This is a genomic window from Bradyrhizobium sp. STM 3562 (genome assembly GCF_045571435.1).
In the GTDB taxonomy this organism is placed as follows: domain Bacteria; phylum Pseudomonadota; class Alphaproteobacteria; order Rhizobiales; family Xanthobacteraceae; genus Bradyrhizobium.
Window position 1 is genome coordinate 599,622 of record NZ_CP120694.1, and the last position, 22,507, is coordinate 622,128.

Annotated in this window: 19 protein-coding genes; 6 read left to right on the forward strand and 13 right to left on the reverse strand. The window is 63.6% G+C overall.

What is annotated here, in order from left to right:
- Positions 1-102 precede the first annotated feature (102 nt).
- From P6U23_RS02755 to P6U23_RS02765, 3 genes are all read left to right on the forward strand, one after another.
- Positions 103-777 carry a DUF938 domain-containing protein gene (locus P6U23_RS02755; RefSeq protein WP_407178076.1) on the forward strand — a complete coding sequence of 225 codons (675 nt, stop codon included), beginning with the start codon at positions 103-105 and terminating at the stop codon, positions 775-777.
- Positions 778-976: 199 nt separating this feature from the next.
- Positions 977-2,224, forward strand: a complete 1,248-nt coding sequence (locus P6U23_RS02760) for an MFS transporter (protein ID WP_407178077.1) — start codon at positions 977-979, stop codon at positions 2,222-2,224.
- 268 nt (positions 2,225-2,492) lie between these two features.
- Positions 2,493-3,755: an MFS transporter gene (locus P6U23_RS02765; protein WP_407178078.1), complete on the forward strand. Its 1,263-nt coding sequence runs from the start codon at positions 2,493-2,495 to the stop codon at positions 3,753-3,755.
- Positions 3,756-3,817: 62 nt separating this feature from the next.
- On the opposite strand, the gene P6U23_RS02770 is transcribed toward P6U23_RS02765, so the two are convergent.
- Positions 3,818-4,363 (reverse strand): carboxymuconolactone decarboxylase family protein, encoded by a 546-nt coding sequence (locus P6U23_RS02770; RefSeq protein WP_407178079.1) that lies wholly within the window; start codon positions 4,361-4,363, stop codon positions 3,818-3,820.
- A 639-nt stretch (positions 4,364-5,002) separates the two neighbouring features.
- Here P6U23_RS02770 and P6U23_RS02775 point away from each other — a divergent pair.
- Positions 5,003-6,451 (forward strand): hypothetical protein, encoded by a 1,449-nt coding sequence (locus tag P6U23_RS02775; RefSeq protein ID WP_407178080.1) that lies wholly within the window; start codon positions 5,003-5,005, stop codon positions 6,449-6,451.
- A 1-nt stretch (position 6,452) separates the two neighbouring features.
- Here P6U23_RS02775 and P6U23_RS02780 read toward each other — a convergent pair whose 3' ends face one another.
- The 3 genes from P6U23_RS02780 to P6U23_RS02790 all read right to left on the reverse strand — a co-directional run bounded on the left by P6U23_RS02780 (position 6,453) and on the right by P6U23_RS02790 (position 10,037).
- On the reverse strand, positions 6,453-7,136 hold the full coding sequence (locus tag P6U23_RS02780) for a class I SAM-dependent methyltransferase (RefSeq protein ID WP_407178081.1): 684 nt from the start codon (positions 7,134-7,136) through the stop codon (positions 6,453-6,455).
- Positions 7,137-7,149: 13 nt separating this feature from the next.
- On the reverse strand, positions 7,150-8,148 hold the full coding sequence (locus P6U23_RS02785; RefSeq protein WP_407178082.1) for a glycosyltransferase family 2 protein: 999 nt from the start codon (positions 8,146-8,148) through the stop codon (positions 7,150-7,152).
- Between the two features lie 305 nt (positions 8,149-8,453).
- Positions 8,454-10,037, reverse strand: coding sequence for a hypothetical protein (locus P6U23_RS02790; RefSeq protein ID WP_407178083.1), 1,584 nt, complete (start codon positions 10,035-10,037; stop codon positions 8,454-8,456).
- 239 nt (positions 10,038-10,276) lie between these two features.
- Here P6U23_RS02790 and P6U23_RS02795 point away from each other — a divergent pair, with 239 nt between their 5' ends.
- Positions 10,277-10,741 (forward strand): GNAT family N-acetyltransferase, encoded by a 465-nt coding sequence (locus tag P6U23_RS02795; RefSeq protein WP_407178084.1) that lies wholly within the window; start codon positions 10,277-10,279, stop codon positions 10,739-10,741.
- Positions 10,742-11,159: 418 nt separating this feature from the next.
- Entirely contained in the window at positions 11,160-11,624 is a 465-nt protein-coding gene (locus P6U23_RS02800) for a DUF6602 domain-containing protein (protein ID WP_407178085.1), read from the forward strand.
- A gap of 507 nt (positions 11,625-12,131) precedes the next feature.
- Here the strand turns inward: P6U23_RS02800 and P6U23_RS02805 are convergent.
- The 9 genes from P6U23_RS02805 to P6U23_RS02845 all read right to left on the reverse strand — a co-directional run bounded on the left by P6U23_RS02805 (position 12,132) and on the right by P6U23_RS02845 (position 22,185).
- Positions 12,132-13,172, reverse strand: a complete 1,041-nt coding sequence (locus P6U23_RS02805) for an amino acid ABC transporter substrate-binding protein (protein ID WP_407178086.1) — start codon at positions 13,170-13,172, stop codon at positions 12,132-12,134.
- Between the two features lie 58 nt (positions 13,173-13,230).
- Positions 13,231-13,827 (reverse strand): L,D-transpeptidase, encoded by a 597-nt coding sequence (locus tag P6U23_RS02810; protein WP_407178087.1) that lies wholly within the window; start codon positions 13,825-13,827, stop codon positions 13,231-13,233.
- A gap of 160 nt (positions 13,828-13,987) precedes the next feature.
- Positions 13,988-14,116 (reverse strand): DUF2474 domain-containing protein, encoded by a 129-nt coding sequence (locus P6U23_RS02815; RefSeq protein ID WP_407178088.1) that lies wholly within the window; start codon positions 14,114-14,116, stop codon positions 13,988-13,990.
- Positions 14,116-15,126 (reverse strand): cytochrome d ubiquinol oxidase subunit II, encoded by a 1,011-nt coding sequence (gene cydB, locus P6U23_RS02820; RefSeq protein WP_407178089.1) that lies wholly within the window; start codon positions 15,124-15,126, stop codon positions 14,116-14,118. Before cydB ends, P6U23_RS02815 begins: the two co-directional genes overlap by 1 nt.
- Positions 15,123-16,529, reverse strand: a complete 1,407-nt coding sequence (locus P6U23_RS02825; protein WP_407178090.1) for a cytochrome ubiquinol oxidase subunit I — start codon at positions 16,527-16,529, stop codon at positions 15,123-15,125. Before P6U23_RS02825 ends, cydB begins: the two co-directional genes overlap by 4 nt.
- Before the next feature lie 261 nt (positions 16,530-16,790).
- Positions 16,791-17,402 carry a sigma-70 family RNA polymerase sigma factor gene (locus P6U23_RS02830; RefSeq protein WP_407178091.1) on the reverse strand — a complete coding sequence of 204 codons (612 nt, stop codon included), beginning with the start codon at positions 17,400-17,402 and terminating at the stop codon, positions 16,791-16,793.
- A 324-nt stretch (positions 17,403-17,726) separates the two neighbouring features.
- Positions 17,727-18,464: a response regulator gene (locus P6U23_RS02835; protein ID WP_407178092.1), complete on the reverse strand. Its 738-nt coding sequence runs from the start codon at positions 18,462-18,464 to the stop codon at positions 17,727-17,729.
- Positions 18,461-20,209, reverse strand: coding sequence for a DUF3369 domain-containing protein (locus tag P6U23_RS02840; RefSeq protein ID WP_407178093.1), 1,749 nt, complete (start codon positions 20,207-20,209; stop codon positions 18,461-18,463). The genes P6U23_RS02835 and P6U23_RS02840 overlap by 4 nt, the downstream gene beginning before the upstream one ends.
- Positions 20,179-22,185, reverse strand: coding sequence for an ATP-binding protein (locus P6U23_RS02845; protein WP_407181763.1), 2,007 nt, complete (start codon positions 22,183-22,185; stop codon positions 20,179-20,181). The genes P6U23_RS02840 and P6U23_RS02845 overlap by 31 nt, the downstream gene beginning before the upstream one ends.
- Between the last annotated feature and the right edge of the window lie 322 nt (positions 22,186-22,507).

Below are 22,507 nucleotides of genomic sequence, written 5' to 3' on the forward strand. Positions count from 1 at the left end.
TGCACCCAGACAGGCTGACTGTCCATTGCGGGCGGGACTTGGGCTGGGCCTGGGCTGGGCTTTGGGCTGGTTCTGCGGATCAGGCCTTTATCGGAGCACGCCGTGGCGGACTATGTGGTGGAATTCGGCAAGGATGGCCGGCGGATCGAGGCGGACGGACGGCTGGATGCGGCGGCCTTCCATCGCAATCACGAGCCGATCTGGGCTGTGCTCGAGCAGTTCCTGGCGGGGAAGTCCGGCGATGTCCTGGAGGTCGGCAGCGGCACCGGGCAGCATGTGGTGCATTTCGCCCGGCATAGTCCTGGCATCACCTGGTGGCCGAGCGATCTCAACGAACAGCATTTGAAGAGCATCAGCGCGTGGCGCGCGCATGCGCAGGCGCCGAATATTCGCCCGCCGCTGCGGATCGATCTGTCCGATCCGGACTGGGTGCGGCTGATGCAGGCCGCCGGCGGTCCGCCCGAGGTGCTGGCGGTATTTTGCGCCAATGTGATCCACGTTGCACCCTGGCGCGTGGCGCAGGGCCTGTTCGCCGGGATGGCGAGCCTGCTGCGCGCCGACGGCCGGCTGTTTCTCTATGGACCGTTCAAGCGCGACGGCAAGCACACCGCGCTCTCCAACGCCGTGTTCGATACGTCCCTGCGCGAGGGCAATCCGGAATGGGGCGTCCGCGACATCGCCGATCTGGCCAAGCTTGCCGACAGCGCCGGCATTGCCTTGAGCGAGATCATTGAAATGCCCGCCAATAACCTGATCCTGGTGTTCGCGCGCGCTTAGCGCGTCACGCATTCGCCGAGCTTACCGCTGCCCTCGCGCGGGGCGAGGGAACGGCCCCGTTCGTCGTACGACTTACAGATGATGCCTTGCATCCGTCCGCAACGCATAGCCTCGGCCCGGCCGCGGCGGTTGATCGCTCACTTCCCGCTCTCCATAGTGGGTGCATGTGAATCGGGCCCGCACGGGCCGGAAGGGCCCCATGCTTGACGTGACCGCGCGCGAAGAGATCGACGACGACGTGCGGGCGCGTACGAACGTAGCCAGACTCGCTGCGGCGCAGGCGCTGACCGGCGCCAATTCCGCTGTCATCTTTGCCACGGGCTCGATCGTCGGAGCCACTCTCGCGCCCGACATGTCGCTCGCGACCGTTCCGATTTCGATGTACGTGCTGGGTTTGGCTGCCGGCACCCTGCCGACCGGCGCGATCTCGCGCGCCTACGGGCGCCGTGTCGCCTTCATCATCGGCACCGGCTGCGGCACGCTCACGGGCCTGATCGGCGCTTATGCGATTTTGCACGGCCTGTTCTGGCTGTTCTGCGGCGCGACCTTTCTCGGCGGTCTCTATGGTGCGGTGGCGCAATCCTACCGTTTCGCCGCCGCCGATGGCGCAAGCGCCGGGTTTCGGCCCAAAGCGGTGTCGCTGGTGATGGCGGGCGGAATCTTTGCAGGCGTACTCGGTCCGCAGCTCGTGCAATGGACCATGGACGTCTGGCCGCCTTATCTGTTCGCCTTCAGCTATCTGGTGCAGGCCGCCGTCGCGCTCCTCGCCATGGCAATCGTGGCCGGCGTCGATCTTCCGAAGCCCGCGGTGGCCGACATGCATGCGGGGCGTCCGCTCGCCAGCATCGTGCGCCAGCCGCGTTTCGTCGCGGCCGCGCTCTGCGGCATCATCGCCTATCCCATGATGAACCTCGTGATGACCTCGGCGCCGCTCGCCATGAAGCTCTGCGGCCTCACGGTGGGCGACTCCAATTTCGGCCTGCAGTGGCACATCGTCGCGATGTATGCACCGAGCTTCTTTACGGGCTCGCTGATCGCGCGCTTTGGCGCGCCGGTCGTGGTCGCGCTGGGGCTGGCCTTGGAGGCGGTGGCGGCGACCATCGGTCTTTCCGGCATCACGGCGATGCATTTCTGGGCGACATTGATGGTGCTGGGCCTGGGCTGGAATTTCGGCTTCGTCGGCGCCTCCGCGCTCGTGCTGGAGACGCACCGCCCGCAGGAGCGCAACAAGGTTCAGGCGTTCAACGATTTCCTGGTGTTCGGGACCATGGCAATCGGCTCGTTTTCATCGGGTGCATTGCTCGCCAATTACGGCTGGTCGGCCGTGAACCTGGTGGTCTACCCGCCGGTCGTACTCGGCCTCGTCGTGCTCGCGCTGACCTCGATCGCCAAGAGACGGCGGACGCGGCTCGAGGCGATCGACGAATTTCCCGAACCGAGCATCTGATGCCAACTGCTGACAGTTCGGCGGCAGTCGAAGCTTTGCTCTTTGCCGATCGGCTAGTTTTGGTCGTCATGGCCGCGCTTCGTCCCGGTAATCCATCTACTCCGTCATTCCGGAGCGATGCGGAGCATCGAACTCTGATGTGCAGTTGCACATCTGAGAATCTCGAGATTCCGGATCTGGTGCTGACACACCATCCCGGAATGGCGGTGCAACAATTGGAGACCGGTTGAGCCCGGTCGTGACGGCGTGGGTGGCAACGAGATTCGAAATGGACGCAACCAGCCAGATCTCCATCGACGAAACCTCTATCCGCTATGACGGCTGGCGCATCGTCGTGGTTTGCTTTCTGGTCGCGACCTTCGGCTGGGGCTTCGGCTTTTACGGCCAGAGCGTCTATCTCGCCGAATTGCATCGCGCGCGAGCCTGGCCGGCCTCGCTGATCTCGGGCGCGACCACCTTCTTCTATCTGTTCGGCGCGGTCATCGTCGCCTTCGTCGCCGAGGCGGTGCGCGCCTTCGGTCCGCGCAACTGTCTGTTGGCCGGCATCATGGCGATGGCCGTGGCTGTCATTGCGATCGGTCAGGTGACATCGCTCTGGCAGCTCTATGCCGCGAACGCCCTGCTTGCCTTCGGCTGGGCCGGCACTAGTCTGGCGATCATCACCAATACGCTGAGCCTCTGGTTCGACAAGCGGCGCGGCATGGCGATCAGCCTGGCGCTGAACGGTGCGAGTTTCGGTGGCATCGCCGGCGTGCCGCTCCTGGTGCTCCTGATCGGCGCTTTCGGCTTTTCCCGCGCGATGATGGTATCCGCGCTTGTCATGCTCGCCGTGCTGGTGCCGATCGTGTTTGGCCTTATCGGCCAGCCGCCGCTCGCGGGCACCGCAACGATGAATGCTGTGCGCGACGCACCCTCATCGGCGCAAATCCGCGCCCGGGCGTTGCGCGACATCGGCTTTCTCTCGATCGCCATCGCCTTTGCGCTGGTGCTGTTCGCACAAGTCGGGTTCATCGTGCATCTGATCTCGTTCCTTGATCCGGTGATCGGTCGGGAGTCGGCGGCGGTGGCGGTCGCGGTGCTGACCGCCATGGCCATGGCCGGTCGCATCCTGTTCTCGACCGTGATCGACCGCCTCAACCAGCGGCTGGCGTCGGCGCTATCGTTCCTGAGCCAGGCCGTCGCGCTCGCGATCGTCATCAATTCACGAAGCGAGATATTGCTGATCGCGGCCTGTGCGCTGTTCGGCTTCTCGGTCGGCAATCTGATCACGCTGCCGTCGCTGATCGTGCAGCGCGAATTCGACCCACGGGCGTTCGGCGTGCTCATCAGCCTTAGCACCGCAATCAACCAGGTCACCTATGCCTTCGGCCCCGGCGTGATCGGCCTCTTGCGCGATCTCTCCGGCAGCTACACGCTGCCGTTCTACGGCTGCATCGCACTGGAGGTGATCGCGGCCGGGCTGATCATGCTGCGCGGGGGAGGGGCGCCATTGCGAGCCGACGGGTCCGTGCAAAGCGCGGCCCGCCCCTGAAGGCTCTCGATTGCTTCGTCGCTTTCGCTCCTCGCAAAGACAGCGGAATGCTGGCGATGGGCCTAAGCAAGCTCCGACACTTCCCCCTCAGGCAGTCCGAACTCGAACGTGTTCAGCGTCATCGATACCAGCGTGTAATAGCCGCACAGGCCGATGATCTCGACCAGGCCGCGTTCGCCGAGCATGTCGATCGCGGCATCGTACAGCGACTTCGACAGCCCGTGGCCGTCATGCAGCGATTTTGCCACGTCATAAATCATCTGCGCCTTCGCATCGTCGAACTGCGGCGTCCGGCGATCACGGATGGCGTCGACAATGTCAGCCTTCAAGCCGCCCTTGAGCGCGAGACGCTTATGCGCCCACCATTCGTAATGCGCCGTAAAATGCCGCGCCGTGACCAGGATCGCGATCTCCGATAGCTTTGGCGGAAAGATCGTGTTGAAGCGCAGCATCTCGCCAAGTCGCGTGGCGTGGCGCGCCATCTCCGGGCTGCTCAGCCAGGCCAGCATCGGCGCCGGCGCCGCGCCGCGCTTGCCGGCGACCGCCTCGTCATGAGTAGCCTTCTGGTCCGGGCTCATTTCATCAGGCGAAATCAGCTTCAGCCTCATGTCCGTTTCCTCTGGTTCTTGTTGGGCCTGCAATCGATAGCGCCGATCGCTCCCTTTGGCCACGGCCGGAGTGACCCCGCTCCGGGGCAGCCCCCAGGGCTCGCTTCGCGGGCCCTGGGATGACACCCAGTGAATCAGATGTCAGAGACACACCACTAGCGCGGCGGCTCGGCCGTATGCGTGAGTCGCTTCATGTCGGTTAAACTGTCGCCGGTGCCCTCAATTCCCGAGGAGGGACGGACTTCGAATGAAATGCCGCCCGGAAGAACGTAGATCAGATCTGGACCGGCGCGGCGTGGTGTATCGTCCGTTGCCGAGCTGCCTGCTGCCTCCGAGGCGGGAAGTGTCTCGTCGACACGTCCGCGAGGATCGGTCTGAGGCGTGGGAGATGGCGGGTTTACTGCGCTTCCACCGGTGACGGTGCGAACACTCATACTCATACTACAACTCCAACAAGGGCCCGTAGGCATGCCAGTGCTCGCAATATGCGTGCCACTGTCACTGTTTTTCCGATCAAGGGCTTAGGGGCGGTGCGCTTGCGTGCTCAGGTGTTGCCGGGCAGAAACGGCCAGGCAAGATCTGCCTGCCTCGCCCAAACGATAAAGAAGAATTAACACTGGCGTCTTAGCCTGACTGCTCATGAGCGATCAGGTCATCCGCAGCGCGGCCGAGCCATTCGCAGCGCGAGCGGCGCTGCCCTGGCTGGTGGGCGCGGGCGTCTATGCTCTGGTGCTGGCGCTCGGCCCGCACCTGCTGAACGATCCGGACACCTATTCTCACATCGCGGTCGGGCGCTGGATCATCGCCCATCGCGCCGTGCCGGCGAGCGACCCATTTTCCTTTTCCATGCACGGTCAGCCCTGGGTCGCGTTCGAGTGGTTGTCGGAACTCCTGTACGCCGTGACTTACGCGCTCTCCGGCTGGCCCGGCGTGGTGGTGCTGGCGGCGGCGGCGATCGCCCTCGCCGTCGGTCTCTTGATGCGCTTTCTGCTGCGCGAGCTTCCGCCGACGCCTGCGCTGCTCCTTGTCGTCGCGGCGGTCGTCCTGTTGGCGCCGCACATGCTGGCCCGGCCGCATGTGCTGACGCTGCCGGTCATGGTGATCTGGGCGGCGGCGCTCGTGTCCTGCATGGACCGGCGTGCGCCTCCGCCCTATTGGGCGCTGCCGCTCCTGGTGCTATGGGCCAATCTGCACGGCAGCGTGGTGTTGGCGCTGGGGCTGATTGGGCCGGCCGGGCTCGAGGCCCTGCTGAACGAGAAGCGCAGCGAATGGCCGCGCGTGCTCTCGCGCTGGCTGCCGTTCACAGCCCTGGCCGTTGCGGCGTGCTGCCTCACGCCGTATGGACCGCAGCCGCTGCTGATGCCGCTGACGACGCTCAGCGCCGGCCATGCGCTCAATTATATCATGGAATGGCGGCCGCAGGAGTTCGGCCATTTCGGCGGTTTCGAGTTCCTGCTGCTGGCGGGCATCTTGGCGCTATCGCGTGGCGTGACGCTGCCGATAGTGCGGGTCATGGTGGTGCTGGGCCTGCTCCACTTCGCGCTGGCACAGGTGCGCAATGCGGACCTCTTGGCGATGCTGGCGCCGCTCTATCTGGCTGCGCCGCTGGCACGGCAGCTTGGCGCGCGGGCCGAAGACGACACGGTCGCCTCGGCGCGCGGCGTGAGCCTGATGGCCTTTGTGCCGATGATCTCGGGCCTGATGATCGCGGCAACGGGGCTCGCGCTGGTGCGCGACGTGCGCCCGGCGCTCAACAACACACCTGAGGCGGCTGTAGCCAATGCCGGTCTTGCCAAGGCAGGACCCGTGCTCAACGACTATGGGTTCGGTGGTTATTTGATCTTCGCCGGCATTCCTACGTTCATTGACGGCCGCAGCGAGTTGTATGGCGGTGCGTTCATCGCGCGCTACAATCGTGATGTGGCGCTAAGCGACCTGCGCGATTTTCTTGCGCTGCTCGACGAATACAAATTCAGAGCAACGCTGCTCACGCCGGAGACGCCGGCGGTCGCGCTGCTCGATCGCTTGCCGGAGTGGCAGCGCGTCTATAGCGACGACGTTGCGGTGGTGCACAAGCGGCGGGAATAATTCAGGCCGTGCCATAAGCGGCGTATTGCGCGCCGAGCGGCAGGTCGCCGAGACCGCGCTCGATACGGCGCGCGGGTGACGTCTCCCACGGCAGCAGCAGGAAATGGCGCGCGCCGATCTTACGCAAGCCGCCGGTGGCCAGCAGTTTCCGCACCTTGCCGGCGCCGAGCAAGGCCGCGTCGCGGTCGAATTCGCAGCGCGCGACCGCGAGCCGGGTCAGCGGATTGAGCGGATTGTGCTCGATGACGCAGACGAGTCCCCCGGGTCGCGTGACGCGGCGCATCTCGTGGATGAACTGCGTCCATTCTTCGGGCGCGACGTGGTGCAGGACGCAGATCGCGGTCACCAGATCGAAGCCGGCGTCGGCGAACGGAAAGCGGCGGCCGTCGAAGGCGCGGTAGTCGACGTCGCGGTTATCGGCGCGCGCCTGTGCGATGCTGTCTGCTGAGACGTCGATACCGCTGAGGCGCCCGACCATGCCGCGCAGCAGCGGGTGAAGGCTGCCGACGCCGCAGCCGACGTCGAGCATGGCGGGCTTGTCCTGCCCGAGGCGGTCCGCGATCAGCTCGCGCAGCAGGTCGGCCTTGGCGCGCATGAAGAAGCTGTGCGGCAGGCCGGAGAAATCGATCGAGGACTGGACGACGTCCCGGTAGTTGCTGCGGTAACCGTCGAAGAGCTCGGCCATATCAGGGGTGCGCCTACTCGTGTATGGCGCGGAGCGCGCCTTGCGCCGGCATCGACTGGCCGCTTTCGAAGCCGAGACGCGTCTGCACCACATAGAGCGGGCGCCGCTTCACCTCGGCATGGATGCGGCCGACATAAAGTCCGACGATGCCCGTCATCAGCATGTTGATGCCGCACAAGAGGGACATGATCACGATCGTCGAAGACCAGCCCGCGACCAGATGAGGGTCGTTGCTCATCCACAACACCATGACCCAGCCGCCGTAGAGCAGTGCCAGGCCTGACACCACGAGCCCGCACCAGATCGCGAGCCGCAACGGCGCGTCGGAAAAGCCGAGCGCAGCGCTCATGGCGAGCCGTGCCATCTTGAACAGCGGATATTTGGTTTCGCCGGCCTCGCGCGCGAGGCGATGGAACGCGACCTCGGTCTGCCGGAAGCCGAGCCAGGCGATCATGCCGCGCACGAAGCGGTCCTGCTCCGGCATCTGGCGCAGGGCGTCGAGCACCTTGCGGTCGATCAGGCGGAAGTCGCCGACGTCGGCCGGAATGGGGACCGAGGACATGCCTCCGAGCAGCCGATAGAAGAGATGCGCGGTCGTGCGCTTGAACGGGCTTTCGCCTGCGCGCGACAGCCTGCGCGCATAGACGACGTCAAAGCCTTCCTTCCACTTCGCGATGAGCTGGTCGACCACTTCCGGCGGGTCCTGCAGGTCGGCATCCATGACGATGATCGCTTCGCCCTGCGCCGCATCCATGCCGGCCGTGATGGCGATCTGGTGGCCGAAATTGCGCGACAGGCCGATATAGCGATAGCGGGGGTCCCGCTTGGCAAGCGCCTGCAGCACGATCGGTCCGGAATCGCGGCTGCCGTCGTCGACGAAGATCACCTCCGCGCCCTCCTGCAGCCGGGCGAGCATCAGGTCGAGCCGGCGCAGCAGGACCGGCAGCACGGCTTCCTCGTTGTACACGGGGATCACGATGCTGTAGCTGATCGTCGTGGGATCGGCCGCCATTCGAGAGGTCCACTTCCGCTGAAATCGCCGAAGTCTAGACCACCGATCGTTAAGGTGGCCTTGCCGCAATTTGTGAAAGGCGGCCCGGTCTCGAGTCGCTTGCAGCGATCACCGGTCCCACAGGGGATCGGGTGGCGCCGTCGCGCTTAGAGCAGTCGGGCCCAACCTCAGTCGTCATTGCGAGCGAAGCGAGGCAATCCAGACTTTCTCAGCGGGTGCAGGCTGGATTGCTCCGTCGCTTCGCTCCTCGCAATGACGCGCCTGATGAAGGCGCTCGTCCGGCTCTGCACTTGATCGTCGAATGCTCAAGGCGCGCGGCGGATCCTGTAGAGGACAAAGCGCGCGGACCTGTCCACTTCCTCAAGCAGGTCTGGCAGAGGGTTCACCACGGTCGGGCCTAACAGGTAAAGATAGTCGTAATCCCGATACCAGGTGCGGATGAAGGGCGGGGCGTCGGACGGTGCGAGCTGGCCCGCGGCGATCGCGCTCAAGAGGCGAAGCGGCACCGGCCCGCCATAGGGGATATCGAGCCGGCGCACGGCGGCGCGCGGCTGGATCGGTTGCTTGCCTGCCTCTGTGAAGACGTTCGGCACGAAGGCATTGGCGTAGTGGACCGCCAGCGTCGGCGCATAATACATCGGATATTGCGTGAGGTCGTTGAACGGCGGGTCTGCCTCCTCACCGCGGCTGCCGATCAGCACCATCGCGCCATGGTCGATCTTTCCAAAGGATTCGATGATCGCCGCGTAGTCCGCGCGATAGGACAGCCAGACCGCCAGCACCACGGCCAGATTGGCCAGCGTGATGCCGCTGGTGATCGTGAGGCCGGCCATCGTCGATCGTCGGTCGGGCAGCGACAGCGAGCAGAACGAGGGGAGGATCAAGGCCGCCGCGGGGATAAGGCGAAGGTCGGCAAATGACGTACCGAGCAGCTTGGACGGAATCGCGAGATAAAGCAGCGCGAAGCCGATCGCGAGCCAGATGCCGGCCGGTTCAAGCCTGAGAAAGCCGCGCTTGACCGCGACGTAGAGCGCGGCCGCCAGCGTCAGCGCAGTCGCCGCCGAAACCGTCATGTTGTAGCCGTTCATGATGCGAAACGGCCAGATCGGCTTGAATGCAAAAAACCAGGCGTTGCCCTCGCTTCCGATCGAGCCGGCAGTCGATCGCATAACGATTAACAATGCCAGCGCCGGTATCGCGAGGATCACGAGCCGCAGTGCGGCGTCGCGGTAACGCAGTTTCCGGTCGAAGCTGCGCCACAGCTCGTACAACCCAAGCGTTGCGCCATAGACGCCGAGCGCAAAGAAGTGCGCCGTAAACAGTGCCGTCACGAAAGCCGCATTGATCGCGAAACGTAGCGGCCATCGCCGCTCCGCCAGCATCAGGTAGGCGGCGATGCCCCAGAGCGCGATGCCGAGACCGCATTCGAAATTAACGAAGCCCCAACTGAACGGCAGGCAGTAGAGGAACATCAGTGCCGCGAAGCCTGCGAGATGGACGCGCCGCTTCACCGCCCATTCGAGTGCAAGTGCGCCGCTGATGATCGAGAGCTGGCTCAAGAGGAGAAACAGCCGCGCGGCACCTTCGACACTCATCACGCGCGCCAGCCGCGGGATCACCAGATCCATCGCCAGATTGGGATAAAGCGCCCAGGCCGCCTGGTAGTACGGATTGGCATTCGCCGTGCCGTCCCGGGTCAGAATGTACATGCGGGTGAGGTGATTGACGTAATCGACCATCGCCGGAATGGGCGTGAGCAGCGTCGGGAGAAGCGAGGAGGCGGTCAGGAGGGCGAAAACAACCATCGCCACGGACCGGACCGAGCCATACCGCGCCGGAGCCGTTACGCCCTGCCAAGCGCCCGAGACCATGTTACCGGATTGCTGCATCTGGCTTAATGCATGGCCGAGCGGACATCGGCTCGGGCGTGGTACAAGGTTATCAGCAAGATGCCCCCATTCTCGATCGTTCGCGCCGTGCAACCGGTCGAGAAGTCTAGGCGGCCTTCGTGAACGAAGAGGTAAGGGTGCCTGGTGGCATGCTTAACGAGGACCTAAGAAGGCTTGCTGCGAGTGATTTTCCGCCTCGAAATCGCGCAGCCCACGAGTCCTGATCGGAGTTCATTTCCATGGATATGCTGGTGAAATTGTATGACCTGCCGGACTCCGCTCAGAGCTTGAGCCGCCTTGCCGCTGCCGGAATATCGATCCGCCGCGCTTTGCCGCCAGAGAAACATAGGGTCCTTGACTGGGTCCGAAGCAGTTTCAGCCAGGTATGGGCCAGCGAGGCCGACGTTGCCTTTGCACGCGAGCCCGTGTCCTGCTTCGTCGCGATCCAGGCAAAGAGTTTGCTGGGCTTTGCGTGCCATGATGCGACATGCCGCAATTTTTTCGGTCCCACCGGCGTCGATGCGAACGCCCGCGGCAAGGGAATCGGCGCCGCGCTGCTGCTGGCGTGCCTCGAAGCCATGAGGCACCAGGGCTTCGGCTACGCCATTATCGGCGGCGTAGGTCCCGCCGATTTCTACGCGAAAACTGTCGGCGCTATTCCGATCGCGGGATCCGGGCCCGGCATCTATCGGGGGCTGCTTTGACGGATGTTGCTTGTAAGGTGGACGGGCCAGCCTAGGTGCATCATTGCTATCGAGGCTACCATAATGCGAACTCATGCGCTGCCAACCGTCACGCGTGCTGCCCTCGCCTTAGGCAGAAACGTGATGAGAAGGTCGACCGAGAACGCGCCCGCGCCATCTCTTGTTATCCCTGCCGGGGCCCGCGCTGCGCGAGCTACGAGGTAGGACCCGCATCGACGGGGCGGCGAAGCCGGCTACGCACGCTGAGCGTCTACGCTCTCTTCAATCGCGAAGCCCAGAACGGAAAAATAGAAAAAAGAATCAAAATCCCAAATTTTCAAACGAATCATTCATCGGTACTTTTTACCTCCCCCCTCTGATTCTGGGTCATTCCCTGAGCGACATTGCCGATCAAGTCTTACGCGCCGCAGATGCCATTATGAGCGCTGCTCCTGAGAACCTTGTCGCGAGTGTGAGAGACGCCCTACGATCGTTCCTCAGCTCCGACTTTGTAGTTGGTTCGGGCTCTATCCACGATGCATTTGGGAAATTGACGCCGACCTACCCAATTGTCATCTATCGTGCCAGTAATGAGCCCGCACCAGGGGCAGACGAACAGATCGCAATCTCTGCTGATCAGACGGCCGTGGTAATCGAGGTATGTAACGAGCTCAACGTCGATCGCTTGCGCAATGCCTATGCAAGAGTATCGCAAGCGAAGCAGCTCGGCAAAACGCCGGTGCCCGTGGGCGAAGCGCGCACCAACATAATTTTGGACCTCGTCCTTGCAGCCAAGTCGGCCGTCTCGCTCGATTCATTGGCGGACGAACTGTATCAGCTCAACATAGCGGATGCGGTGGACGCGAAGGTGCTGTCTGACGAGCGGCACAAGCGCGGACGGTGAAGTCGTGTGATTCTGGCGCCCCATGGCTGGCGCTAAGGTCGCGACGATGCTTCTCGCATCGCGCGGGTGACGGTGGCAACAAAGTGTGGTTCACCGGGAAAGAGCGCGAAGTAAGCCGTAAACCACTCGCGCAGGGAAGGCCGGCGTGACTGCGGCTGTACCTGTGGTTATGACCCGTGTGCGCTTTTGCGCAATTTTTTGCACACGGGGCCATGGGTGCGGCGGGCACCCGGTCTCCCTGCGCCCTCTGTTGTCGAGAGGGTCGAGGTTCGCAGCACAGCTCGGGCGCAGTGCGTCGCGGGAACGCGCACGCGCATCTTCATCGTTGTTTGAAAATTGAATCGAGAAATCGGGCAGACGCCCACACTCACCGGTCATCGCCCGGCTTGGCCGGGCGGATCCTGTCCGCCGCGGCCTCGCCGTGTAAGTCGAGCGTCTCTGGAATACTGGATCACCCGTCTCCGCGGGTGATGACAGCAGCCCGTGAGGCCCGTCCCGCCGGCTAAATCATCTGATTGGCGGCGCGTATTGGATCCCGCCGGCATTCCAGAGCTGGTTCAGGCCGCGCGGAATGTGCAACTTCGATTCCGCCCCGATGTTGCGGTCGTAGACCTCGCCGTAATTGCCGACGTGGCGGATGATGCGCACGGCCCAGTCCTTGGTGAGGCCGAGGTCTTCGCCGAAGCTGCCTTCAGTGCCGACCAGCCGCATCACATCAGGCTTCTTCGACTTCAGGGCCTCGTCGATGTTCTTCGAGGTGACGCCGAGCTCCTCGGCGTTGATCATGGCATAGAGCGTCCACTTGACGATCATCATCCAGTCGTCGTCGCGCTGGCGCACCACGGGCGCGAGCGGCTCCTTGGAGATGACGTCGGGCAGGATCATGTGATCGTTCGGCTTGGAGAGATTGAGCCGCAAGGCGTAGAGCTGGGAGACGTCGGCGGTCAACGTGTCGCACTGGCCGCTGTCATAGGCCTTGACCACATCGTCCAGCTTGTCGAACTTCATCTCCTGATATTTCATGTTGTTGACGTGGAAATAGTCGGCGAGGTTGAGCGCCGTCGTCGTGCCCGACTGCACGCAGACCTTGCTGCCGTTGAGGTCGAGCGCGGACTCGATGTTGCGCGAGCGCGGCAGCATGAAGCCCTGGCCGTCATAATAGGCGACTGCCGGGAAATAGAGGTCGTAATTCTCCTCGCGCGACATGTTCCAGGTGGAGTTGCGCGAGAGGATGTCCACCTTGCGGTTCTGCAGCTCCTTGAAGCGCTCATTGGCGTCGAGCGGGATGAACTTCGCCTTGCTCGGATCGTCGAAGATCGCGGATGCGACCGCGCGGCAGAAGTCCACGTCAAAGCCGGTCCAGTTGCCCTTCTCGTCGGGAATCGAGAAGCCAGGCAGGCCCTTGTTGACGCCGCAATAAACCTCGCCGCGGCGGATCGTGCGTTTCAGCGTGCGGGTATCGTAGATCTCATAAGCGGCGGCACCGGCCGCGACCAGGACGGCGACCGCGAGCCCGATCGTCAGGCCGCCTCGGAATGTGCGCTTCATTTGCCCCTCGCAGTATCAGGAGACGAAACAGCAGAAAACGGAAATGGAAGCCCGCGCCTTACAATTCGGGCTTCTGCCTGACGATGACCTTGGTGCCAACGGGCACGCGGTCGTAGAGATCGGTGACATCGGCATTGACAAGGCGGAAGCAGCCTGAGGAGATCTTGGTGCCGATGGTCCAGGGCTGATTGGTGCCATGGATGCGGTAGACGGTCGTGCCGAGATACATTGCCCGCGCGCCGAGCGGGTTGCCGGGCCCGCCGGCCATGAAGCGCGGCAGATAAGGCTGGCGCGCGATCATTTCCGGCGGCGGCGTCCAGTCCGGCCACTCCGCCTTCCTGGTGATGTTGAGCAGACCCTGCCACTGAAAGCCGTCGCGGCCGACGCCGATGCCGTAGCGCACCGCGCGTCCGCCGGGCTGCACCAGATACAGATGTCGCTCGGCCGTGGAGATGATGATGGTGCCAGGCGGTTCGGTGGTTCGATAATACACCACCTGCTTCTGCCACTCCGGATCGAGCTGATAGGAATCGTCCGCCACAAGTCCGGGCTGGTCGCCGGGATCGTTCTGCTGCTGCGCGAAGCCCGGTGCAGCCGAAACGACCAGGCCGAGCGCCGCGATCATCATCCAGCTCAAGTGACGAAACGTCGTCATCAAGGACTCTCCTTGTGGGATGCCAGCCAAATCAACGCAACCATCAAATCTCAGCGGCAGCTTGATGGCAAGTTGATGATGGTGCCCGCGCAGAGACCTCTCCAAGCCCTTGAATCTTTCGTGACAATTGTAACGCGCGGCGGGGCTTGCCCTGATGCGCTTAGTTCGCCCCCAGCCAGAGGTGCAGGATCAACGCGACCGTCGCGACCGCGCCGACCCCCGCCAGCCACAGCGCCACGAACCAGAGGAGCCGTCGCGCCAGCGGTGTGGTCGGGTGCTCCGGAGCCATCAGTGATAGCCGCTGTCCGGCTTCACCTTGCCGCGAAAGACCCAATAGGCCCACGCTGTATAGCCGAGGATCAGCGGAATCAGCACGGCGACGCCGACCAGCATGAAGAGCTGACTGTTCTCGGGCGCAGCCGCCTGCCAGATGGTGATGCTCTGCGGCACGATATAGGGGTACATGCTGATGCCCAGTCCCGCATAGGACAACAGGAATAAAAGGAGCGACAGCACGAAGGGTTGCCGGTCCTGCTTGTCGGCGAGGCTCTTCAGGAGAGCCACCGTTACGACGGCCACCGCCAGCGGCACCGGCGCGGTGAGGACGACATTGGGCCAGGTGAACCAGCGCTGCGCATAATGGATGGTCAAAAGCGGCGTCGCCAGGCTGACCGCGGCGATCGCGGCGAGCATGCCGAACAGAAGATACCAGCTAATGTGGTAGGCCTTCTCGCGCAGTTCGCCCTCCGTCTTCAGGATCAGCCAGGTCGCGCCCAGCAGCGCGTAGCCGACAACCAGCGACGCGCCGGTCAAGAGGCTGAACGGCGTCAGCCAGTCCCACCAGCCGCCGGCATATTGCCGCCCTTCGACATGCACCCCCTGCAGGATCGCGCCGAGCGCAACGCCCTGCGCCAATGCCGCTAGCCACGATCCGCCGCAGAAGGCGATGTCCCAGCGGTTGCTCTGGGAACGCGTGCGCCAGCGGAATTCGAAGGCGACGCCGCGAAAGATCAGGCCGATCAGCATGGCGATGATGGGTGTGTAGAGCGCGGGCAGCAGCACGGCATAGGCGAGCGGAAACGCTGCCATCAGCCCGCCGCCGCCGAGCACGAGCCAGGTCTCGTTGCCGTCCCACACCGGCGCCACGGTGTTGGTGATGACGTCGCGATCCGCCTTCGCCGGAAACAGCGGAAACAGGATGCCGAGCCCGAGATCGAACCCGTCCATCACCACATAGACAAACACCGCAAAAGCGATGATGAAGGCCCAGATGGTTGCGAGATCGACGGTCGCACTCATGACGCGCCGACCTCCGTAGGGATGCCCGCGGCTGGCGTGATGCCGGCGCTGCGGACCGGGCTCTCGGTGCCGGGCCCTTCTTCGCCCGGATGCGGCGGCTGCGCCATCAACCGCAACAGATAGAGAATGCCGGCCGCGTAGACCGCGAAGTAGACGATCACGAAGGCAAGCAGGGACGAGCCGACCGCGGGTACCGCCAGCGGCGAGACGGAGTCGGCGGTGCGCAACAGGCCGTAGATGGTGAACGGCTGGCGTCCGGTTTCGGTGGTGACCCAGCCTGCGATCACGGCGAGGAAGCCGGCGGGCCCCATCAGCAGCGCGAAGCGGTGCAAGAGCTGCGACTGGTACAGCCGCCCGCGCGAGCGCTCCCAGAGGCTGAGCAGGCCGAGGGCGAACATCAGAAAGCCGAGGCCCACCATGATGCGGAACGCCCAGAAGGTGATCGGCACCGGCGGCCAGTTCTCGCGCGGCACGGTGTCTAGTCCATCCATCGGCGCATCGGGGGAATGTTTGAGGATCAGCGATCCGAGCTTCGGAATATCGATGGCATACTTGACCTTGGCGGCCGCCTCATCCGGCAGACCGAAGAGATAGAGTGGCGCGCCGTCCTTATGGCTTTGGAAATGGCCCTCCATGGCCATGATCTTCACCGGCTGATGTTCCAGCGTGTTGAGGCCGTGTTGGTCCCCGGCCAGGATCTGGAGCGGCGCCACCAGTGTCGCCATCCACATCGCCATCGAGAACATCACCCGGGGACCCGCGAGATGCTGGTCGCGCAACAGGTGAAAGGCGCCGACAGCGCCGACCACCAGTGCCGTGGTGAGGTAGGCCGCCAGCACCATATGCACCAGGCGGTAGGGAAAGGACGGATTGAAGATCACCTTGAACCAGTCGGCCGCGACGAATTGGCCATCGGCGTTGACCGCAAATCCGCTGGGCGTCTGCATCCAGGAATTGGCGGAAAGAATCCAGAAGGCGGAGATCAGGGTGCCGATCGCCACCATCAGCGTCGCGAGGAAATGCAGCCTCGGCCCGACGCGCCTTAAGCCGAACAGCATGACGCCGAGAAAGCCCGCTTCGAGAAAGAACGCGGTGAGCACCTCATAGGCCATCAGCGGTCCGATCACGGGGCCGGTCCTGTCGGCAAAGACCGACCAGTTGGTCCCGAACTGGTAGGACATCACGATCCCGGACACGACGCCCATGCCGAAGGCGACGGCGAAGATCTTCAGCCAGTAATTGAACAGGTTGATGAAGACGTCGCGCCCGGTCCAAAGCCACAGCGCTTCCAGCACCGCAAGATAGCTCGCAAGCCCGATCGAGAAGGCGGGAAAGACGATGTGAAACGTCATGGTGAATGCAAATTGCGCACGGGCCAAAACAACTGCATCCAAGCCGAGCATGCACGCCACCATCGTTATTTGCGCGGCTGATTTATCACGCCTGCAGTGGCGAGGAAATTGGACGTTGCGTCCCACTTTGGCGGCAGCGTGCAAAATAAGAACGACCCGGGAGGGGGCATCCCGTCCGGGTCGTTGGAGGTCCTGGGAGGTTAAAGCGGTAAGCTAGCTGACGACTAAATCGATTGCGTACTGAAATAGCAGATCAATCTTTCAACGTGATTTCGCCGATTGTTTCAATTGCTTCGTCATCCTTCAATTTCATTAAGCCGCAAGGCTGTCGACGCCCGCGCCCCTCAAGAGATCGGCGAGCTGCTTGCGGGCGTAGAACATACGTGTCTTCACCGTGCTCTGAGGAATGCCGATGATCGCGCCCACCTCCTCCACGGACTTCTCGTGGTAGTAGACGAGATTGATGATCTCACGGTGCGCCGGCGACAGTTTAGCGACGCAGGCGCGCAGGATCTCGCTGGTGGTTGCGCGATCGAGCGAGGCTTCCGGCGTGTCGGCATCGTCGGCGATCTCGCGCACGTCGTCCTGATCGATGTCCTCGAAGCGCCGCTGGCGCAGGGAGGTCAGCGCCTTGAAGCGTGCGATCGACAGCAGCCAGGTGGATACCTGCGAGCGGCCCTCGAATTGGGCCGCCGTGCGCCAGACATCGAGGAACACCTGGCTGACCAAGTCTTCCGCCACGCTGGCATCGCGGACGATGCGCAGGATGAAACGATAAACCCTCACATTGTGCCGGGCGTAAAGGATGTGCATTGCGGTCCGGTTGCCATCGGCAATGCCCTCCAGCAGCATCTCGTCCGAGGCAGCCTGAGCGGCGTCGATGCTCTGGCGGGCTGCCGCGTTGATAGCGACGACGTTCTGCATGACACTCTCCCCATGTGCCGCCTATGCCGCGGCGCTTCCTTGGGAAGAAAGTGTTAATCAGGCAAAGTTTCCGGACGTCTGCACCGCAAGCTCAAAATGGTTTCGTCGGTAAGAGAATTGTTTCGTCGGACGCCCCGCGACGAAACATTCGGGACAAAATTGTGAATGTTTTCAATGCATGGAAAATTGCCGCGGGAGATCGAAACAGACCGAAACAGGAAGCTGTCGCTGTCGCGCAAGCCCGGGACCGATAGGCCCGAGGCGTGGCTTTGTGGAAGCTGACCTCGCCCCGCTCGCGGGGGAGAGGGCGCGCAGCGCGGAAGGCTACGCCTTCTCCTCGGTCGGCGAGAACAGGTAGCCGCCGCCGCGAATGGTGCGGATCACCGCGGGCTTGGTCGGGTCCGGTTCGATCTTGCGGCGGATGCGCATGATCCGCAGGTCAACGGCGCGGTCGAACGCCTCGCTGTCGCGGGCATTGGCGAGTTCCAAAAGCCGCTCTCGCGACAGCACCCGCTTGGGATTGGCGGCGAACACTTTCAGGAGTCCGAATTCGGATGCGGTGAGTGGATGCTCGTTGCCCTCCTCGTCGCGCAGGGCCTGTGCCTCGAGATCGAGCCATTTGGTGCCGAACCGCACCAACTGCTCTTTGCCGCTCTTGGCCGCCGCCGAGGCGTCCGCGGCGGCCTTGGGTGGTCCGCTCCGCCGCAGAACCGAGCGGATACGCGCCATCAATTCGCGCAGCTCGCAGGGTTTGGCGACGTAATCGTCGGCCCCCAGCTCGAGCCCGACCACGCGATCGATCGGGCTCGCAGTGGCGGTCAGCATGATGATCGGAATGTTGGAGCGGCTCTTGAGATCGCGGATGACGGACAATCCGTCCTCCTCGGGCATGTTGAGGTCGAGCACCACAAGGTCGGGTGCGCTGGTTTCGATCGCGCTGCGCAGGCTCTTGCCGCCGTCGCACAGCGTCACGGTGAAGCCGTGCATCTTGAGATAATCGCCGACCATCTCGCGCGCCGGCGCCTCGTCATCGACGATGATGATGTGCTGGCTCTGGCTCATGACATCTCGGTCGCAGGTAGAGTGATGGTGAAGGTTGATCCCTTGCCGGGACCGGCGCTGTTGGCGGTGACTTCGCCGCCATGCATGTCGATAATCCGCTTCACGATCGACAGCCCGAGCCCCGTCGAGCTTTCGCCCGCGGTGGGCTTGGCCGAAAGCCGCTGAAAGCGGCCGAACAGCCGCCCCAGATCTTCCGGCGACAATCCGGCCCCCTCGTCGGTCACCCGAATCGCCGTATTGTTGTCCTCGCGGGTCACGACGACCGAGATCTTGCCCCCGATCGGGCTGTATTTGATGGCGTTGGAGACCAGATTGTCGATCGATTCGCGAATGCGGTCGGTGTCGCACATGGTCAAGATGTTCGGCGGCGCGGATACCGTGATCGCCTGCTGCTTGTTGACGGCAAGCGGCTGGTTCGCTTCCACGACTTCGCCGACCAGGGCGGCAATATCGACCGGCTCGCGGCGGATGGTGATGTCGAAAGCATCGGCCATCGCGTCGGTGATCAAATGGTCGACCATCGAGGTCAACCGCTTGGTGGCATCGCGGACGTGCTCGATCTGAGCGGTGATGCTCTCGCGCGAGGCGCCGGTCGAGATCAGCTCGGTGAGCATTTCGGTGCGCCCGAGGATGACGCCGAGCGGATTCTTCAGGTCATGGGCCACCGTGCCCAGGATCTCGTTCTTGAAGGCATTGGCGCGCTGCAGCCGCAGCCACTGCGCCGAGAGCCGCCGGTTGGCCTGCATCAGCGCCCGCGTCCGCTGCGCGACGCGGTCCTCGAGCTGGGTATTGGCTTCGTGGAGCTGCTGATAGAGGATCACGTTGTCGAAGGCGATGGAGAGCCGGCTGCCGAAAATCTCCACCAACGAGCGGTCGGTTTCCGAGAGAGGGCGCTCGGCCTGCAGCAGCACGACGACTTCGCGCCCGCTTCCCGTGCGGATGTAGAGCACCGTGCGCTGATCGGCAAACTCGTGCTTGCGGCGCTTGAAGGCCGCCTCCACCATGGTCCGCAAATCCGGATCCAGCGATTTGGACCCGGCGGAGCCGATAAAGCGGCTGTAGCAGCCAGAGCCGGCCAGCACCGCAAAATCATCGCCGGCCTTGCTGCCGTCGTCGCGCAGCACGAGAATGCCGGCGCAGTCGACGTTGAGCAGCGATGCGAGCTGGGTCAGCACGCCCTCCGCCAGCCGCTGCATCGACTTGAAGTCGTAGAGCGTGGAGGCGGCATCGATGATGATCTCCAGCCCGCGCCGGGTCTGCACCATGCGCTCGAGCTGTTGATAGCTGCGCAGCGCCGCCGTCAGGGAGGTGAACAGCTTGTCGGCGGTAAGCTCGGTCTTCGCCTTGTAGTCGTTGATGTCGTACTGGACGATGACGCGCCGCTCCGGCGCCTGGCCCGGTTGGCCGGTGCGCAGGATGATGCGGACCGTCTCGTTCCTGATCTCGTTGCGGATGTACTCGACGAGCTCGAGCCCGGCGACGTCCGTCTCCATGATGACGTCCAGCAGCACCGCGGCAATATCGGGATGAGCCCGCATCAAGGCGCGCCCTTCGGCCGCGGAATAGGCGGAGAGGATTTCAAGCCCCTGGCCATTGAGGCTGTAGTCGGAGAGCGCAAAGCGGGTGCCCTCGTGCACGGCCTGATCATCGTCGATGACGGCGATCTTCCATTTGCGCGCGGACGTATCCTCCGGAGCGGCTCCGGTGTCGTCGATCAGGTGGAGGACATCGTCCTGTTCGGCCATTGCGCCCCGTCTGTTTCTTCTGTTGCCCCGCCACCCTTGGCGATCCGGGGCATGATAATGCGAAAAGTGGTGCCTTGTCCCGGTCTTGACTCCAGCATCATGCGGCCGCCGAGCTGCTGGGTCACGAGATTATAGACGATATGCAGCCCGAGTCCGGTGCCGCCCTCGTTGCGGCGGGTCGTAAAGAAGGGATCGAAGGCCTGGCGCTGCACTTCGGGGGTCATTCCGGCCCCGTCATCGGCAAAAATGATCTCGACATCGTCCGCCCCGCGCGGCCGCGCTGCTATCGAGATTGTTCCGGAACGGCCGTCGGCAAAGGCGTGATTGACAGCATTGAGGAACAGATTGGTTAAAATCTGGCCGTAAAAGCCGGGATAGCCGTCGATTACGAGGTTTTCCGGCACGTCGGTCTGAAGCGTGATCGGCGCCCGCTTCAGGACCGGCCGCAAGCTTGCGATGATCTGGTCCGTCGCCTCTCTGAGCGGGAACTGGCGGCGTTCCGCGTGTGAACGGTCAACCGCGACTTGTTTGAAGGACTGAATCAGCTCGCCGGCACGGTGAAGATTGGCGACCAACTGTTCGGAGGCGTCGCGCGAGGAGCGCACGAATTCCTCCAACTGGGAGCGACGCAACTGGCCCTCGCTCTTCAGCTCGGCCTCGAAGATTTGCGTTCGCCGCGCGAGGCTGGAAGCGACCGTGAGGCTGATGCCGATCGGGTTGTTGACCTCGTGGGCGACGCCGGCGACGAGCCCGCCCAATGCGGCCAGGCGCTCGGCATCGATCAGGTTCTGCTGCGCGGTGTTGAGCTCGAGCAGCGCGCTTTCGGCCCTTTCCTTGGAAGCACGCAGCTCGTCCTCGGCCTTGCGTTTGGCAATGGCGTTCTCGCGAAACACCTCCACCGCACGCGCCATGGCGCCAACCTCATCGCGCGCATTGATGCCCTGCACCTCGCGCTCGAAGTCGCCCATGGTGATGGCGCCCATCGCCGTCATGATTTGCTGCAGTGGCAGGCGGATCGAGAGCGCGATCAGAACGCCGGCGCTCAAGATGATGCCTAAGAAAATCACGGCGATCGACAATACGCGGCGCGAGATATCCGACAACGCGCGGTCGAAGGTCGCCTGCGCGCTCTGTTCACGTACGCGCATCCTGGCCGACAATTCATCGACCGCGCCGGTGGCCTCGGCCTGGGTCGCATCGATGGTGTTGCGCAGCAATTCTGTGCGGTTGGAGAGTTGCTCGGTCAGCTTGGAAAGCCCGTCGCGCAGCGCCGCCGTGCGCGCCTGCAACCGCTGCAGCGCCGTGCGCTGCTGGTCGTTATCGGCGAGGCCGCTCATGAGCGGAATGGTCTTTTCGATCGTATCGGTGTTGCGGCGGGCTTCTTCCGCAGATGCGGTTGCCAGCGACAGATAATAGGAATTGGCGGCGACCAGCATCGCCGTGAACGCCTCGCGGGATTTGCCGAGCGAGGGCCAGATCTGCGCGTCGCGATGACCGGTGGCGCCCTCGATCGCCGTATAGAGTCCCGCCATATCCTTGGCGGGCCCCAGCACCTGCTCCTCATAGGTCTTGGCGATCTTGGTCTGCACGGCGCGCAATTGGCCGAAGCCGTCGAGCAGGCGTTCGGTCGCGTGTTCGAGTTCGTCCACCGAGCCCGACAACATCGGATCGGTGGACGCGCGCGTCGTCAGCGTGCCGAGCACGGCCTCGCGCACCAAAAGGATCTCGGCGAAAAGTTCGGGGCTCGGTTGATTGATATAGCGGTGGATCAGGTTCTGCAGACGGCTGGTCTCGCTTTCCAGCCTCGCCAGGATCTTCTCGGACTCGCGCGCCTGCCGCACGTCCTTCCAGGCCGAGCCGAGTACGTTGGCCCCGTTCCAGATCATCACTGCGAGCACCAGCACGACCGCCGAGTTCAGCGCCGCGATCGACAGGATACGCCAGCGGATCGGGACCGCCCGCAACAGAGTGAGCATGCGCAGGCGGACCGCCGCGGCGATGCCAGACGACCGCTTCGCAGATTTGCTCCGCCGGGAGGTCGCCACCACCAGTTCACTCCACCTTGCGGCTGCGTGTCATGAGTTGTGAGATCATCTCGATCAGACCGCCCGTTCGGCTCGGCGCCTGGAGGTGGAATCGACCCGGTGGGCACCGTGGCGAAGCTCGCACACGGCATCGCTCGTGCGGGCGCGCGGATGGGCGCCCACGAGTGCAACAGCCCGCCAAAGCTCGGCGCGGTAGTCTGCCAACTTCCAATCCCTCATGATGATGTCGACAGAGGTGGGAAAAGGTTCAACG

Coding starts and splice junctions, on each gene's coding strand:
- P6U23_RS02760 (WP_407178077.1), top strand. CDS start 977: ATGCTTGACGTGACCGCGCGCGAAGAGATCGACGACGACGTGCGGGCG.
- P6U23_RS02765 (WP_407178078.1), top strand. CDS start 2,493: ATGGACGCAACCAGCCAGATCTCCATCGACGAAACCTCTATCCGCTAT.
- P6U23_RS02770 (WP_407178079.1), bottom strand. CDS start 4,363: ATGAGGCTGAAGCTGATTTCGCCTGATGAAATGAGCCCGGACCAGAAG.
- P6U23_RS02775 (WP_407178080.1), top strand. CDS start 5,003: ATGAGCGATCAGGTCATCCGCAGCGCGGCCGAGCCATTCGCAGCGCGA.
- P6U23_RS02780 (WP_407178081.1), bottom strand. CDS start 7,136: ATGGCCGAGCTCTTCGACGGTTACCGCAGCAACTACCGGGACGTCGTC.
- P6U23_RS02785 (WP_407178082.1), bottom strand. CDS start 8,148: ATGGCGGCCGATCCCACGACGATCAGCTACAGCATCGTGATCCCCGTG.
- P6U23_RS02790 (WP_407178083.1), bottom strand. CDS start 10,037: ATGCAGCAATCCGGTAACATGGTCTCGGGCGCTTGGCAGGGCGTAACG.
- P6U23_RS02795 (WP_407178084.1), top strand. CDS start 10,277: ATGGATATGCTGGTGAAATTGTATGACCTGCCGGACTCCGCTCAGAGC.
- P6U23_RS02800 (WP_407178085.1), top strand. CDS start 11,160: ATGAGCGCTGCTCCTGAGAACCTTGTCGCGAGTGTGAGAGACGCCCTA.
- P6U23_RS02805 (WP_407178086.1), bottom strand. CDS start 13,172: ATGAAGCGCACATTCCGAGGCGGCCTGACGATCGGGCTCGCGGTCGCC.
- P6U23_RS02810 (WP_407178087.1), bottom strand. CDS start 13,827: ATGACGACGTTTCGTCACTTGAGCTGGATGATGATCGCGGCGCTCGGC.
- P6U23_RS02815 (WP_407178088.1), bottom strand. CDS start 14,116: ATGGCTCCGGAGCACCCGACCACACCGCTGGCGCGACGGCTCCTCTGG.
- cydB (WP_407178089.1), bottom strand. CDS start 15,126: ATGAGTGCGACCGTCGATCTCGCAACCATCTGGGCCTTCATCATCGCT.
- P6U23_RS02825 (WP_407178090.1), bottom strand. CDS start 16,529: ATGCTCGGCTTGGATGCAGTTGTTTTGGCCCGTGCGCAATTTGCATTC.
- P6U23_RS02830 (WP_407178091.1), bottom strand. CDS start 17,402: ATGCAGAACGTCGTCGCTATCAACGCGGCAGCCCGCCAGAGCATCGAC.
- P6U23_RS02835 (WP_407178092.1), bottom strand. CDS start 18,464: ATGAGCCAGAGCCAGCACATCATCATCGTCGATGACGAGGCGCCGGCG.
- P6U23_RS02840 (WP_407178093.1), bottom strand. CDS start 20,209: ATGGCCGAACAGGACGATGTCCTCCACCTGATCGACGACACCGGAGCC.
- P6U23_RS02845 (WP_407181763.1), bottom strand. CDS start 22,185: ATGCTCACTCTGTTGCGGGCGGTCCCGATCCGCTGGCGTATCCTGTCG.